At 55.0% G+C, this 2026-nt stretch carries 4 protein-coding genes; all 4 read right to left on the bottom strand.

All coding sequences use genetic code 11. The features are described 5' to 3' along the window. Nucleotides 1-11 precede the first annotated feature (11 nt). Nucleotides 12-515 carry a hypothetical protein gene (locus C0623_14640; protein PLX97734.1) on the bottom strand — a complete coding sequence of 168 codons (504 nt, stop codon included), beginning with the start codon at nt 513-515 and terminating at the stop codon, nt 12-14. Nucleotides 516-545: 30 nt separating this feature from the next. After that, entirely contained in the window at nt 546-1088 is a 543-nt protein-coding gene (locus C0623_14635) for a nuclease (GenBank protein ID PLX97733.1), read from the bottom strand. Beyond that, nucleotides 1037-1462, bottom strand: a complete 426-nt coding sequence (locus tag C0623_14630; protein ID PLX97732.1) for a hypothetical protein — start codon at nt 1460-1462, stop codon at nt 1037-1039. Before C0623_14630 ends, C0623_14635 begins: the two co-directional genes overlap by 52 nt. A 75-nt stretch (nt 1463-1537) precedes the next feature. Continuing rightward, nucleotides 1538-2026, bottom strand: a 489-nt coding sequence (locus C0623_14625; protein ID PLX97731.1) for a TIGR00268 family protein, incomplete at its 5' end; no start/stop codon positions are given.

Below are 2026 nucleotides of genomic sequence, written 5' to 3'. Positions count from 1 at the left end.
TTTTTTATTGTTCAGTATTTTCGCGAATCGTAAGCCCAGTGCAACAGGGCCTGGCGCTGCTTGCGGCGGCAGTTGAGATCGCCCGGCTGGCAATTTTTTTTGAGCTGGGCGATGTGGCGCGTCATGGCTTTCCATCGTTTGATCTGGCGTTCGTCATCCTGTGATCGTCTACCGCGATAGTAGCGGCAGTACCACTGAAACCAGCCGCGGGGATCTTCCGGGTAAATCCAGCCCTTTTGCCGCCAGTAGGAGAGTGGTTTGGACGCGTTGACGCCGAAGAAGTTGAGCTCGGGATCGTGGCGCTGAGGTGAGAGCCGGGCGTTCTCGAACCAGTCGGCCGGAAATTCGTCACGGCAGTCGGTCATGTACTTGCCGCCAAAGACTCCGAGTTCGAGCATCTGTTTCGGCGTCAATTCCGGTTTGAAGTCGGGGTGGAACCCTTCACCCTCCGGAGCCACCAGTTCATAACTGTAGTCCTGCTGCATTCGATCCTGAACTGTCACAATCTGAACCATCAAAGGAACATCCCTTCACTTGCCGATCGCCTACGGTTGCCAGAGGCCGAGCCCGTTTTTCTGTGCAGTTCTTTCAGTGGCGATGAATTGTTGCTTCATCCGGAAATCAAACTTGCGGTAGACGGCCGCATAGCCTTCAGCGATCAACTGTTGATTGAGCAGAGTGCCGTCGGGCAGATAAACATAAGCGAGTCGGCGACCGTGTCGATCGCGGGTCTCATTATCGGTCTCGAGGGTCACGTATTTGCCCTTCACCGTTTCGATCAGGAACGTGAGGGCCTCCTTTGAAACCTGGCGCAACCGGGCGCGACGGATGCCTTGACGGAGATAATAGGAATCCCTTCCCGAATCTTTATGCTCAGGCGCATCAATGCCGACCAGCCTGACCTTGCCGATATTTTCAACCTTGATCGTATCGCCGTCGTAAATCCAGGTGACTCTGCCGGACAGGTCCGCGGCAGCGACAGGCAGCAGCCGGGGCAGCAGGAGGAAAAGAACGAAAAGAAGGAGGAACCTGGAGGTCACGATTTGCCCCAGAGGAGCCGGGCGAAGATACCGATGGAAACTCCCCAGACCAGATTAAAGAGAACGACAAAGAGGGGTGTCAGTACCCCGAGTTGGGTGCCGAGAGTGCCATGGGAGGTATGATAGGGATAGACGACCAGAAGCTGGTAGAGGCTCGGCAGGATGCTGATCAGCAGCCCTTTGCGAACCCAATGCCGGCGGCTGCGGATATGAATAATCGTCAGGGAATAACAGAGCCCCCAGATGCCGCCACAGATCATCAGGGGATAGAGGGCTTTGCTGTTGAAGCTGGCCCGCATGGTAACGCCGGCCAGATCTGTTATACCGTAATTTGAACAGAGCCAGGCAAATGCGGTGCTGACGATTGCGGCGAGCAGGCCGGCACAGAACGAAACACAGATAAGAGCAGATGTGCGTTTCATGGAAAGTCCTCTGTCAAAAATTCAATACAGCCTGCAGCAAGGTCGCCTGCGAAAACGTTTCCATCAGTTTATCGATTATGGCTGGACCTCGTTCATGCTTCCGGTCCGATATCCTTCAAGGTCAAGGGTAACATAGGTGAAACCGGCTGTCTTGAATTCCTTAACCACGGCCTGGCGGAACTCCGGGTCGATGAATTTCCCGATTTCATCCGGGGCGACCTCGATCCGGGCTGTTTCATTGTGGTAGCGGACCCGGTAATTGCGGATCCGGTTGTGTCTGAGAAATGTTTCGCACTGCCCGACCTGGAGAAGCCGCTCCGGGGTAATTTCGGTGCCGTAGGGGAACCGGGAAGAGAGACAGGCGAAAGGCTGCTTGTGCCAAGTCGGCAGATTGAGATCGCGGCTCAGTAGCCGGATATCATTTTTGGTCAGTTCGGCTTCAAGCAATGGCGAACGGACGGCGAGTTCTTCAACCGCTTTACGGCCCGGGCGGATATCATCGAGGTCGTCCAGGTTCGATCCATCGAGGATAAATTGATAACCGAGTTCTTGCGCCTTCTCCTT

The sequence above is a fragment of the Desulfuromonas sp. genome (assembly GCA_002869615.1).
Lineage (GTDB): Bacteria > Desulfobacterota > Desulfuromonadia > Desulfuromonadales > UBA2294 > BM707.
The sequence above is the reverse complement of the archived record's forward strand: the minus strand, read 5'-3'. Positions and strand labels throughout refer to the sequence as shown.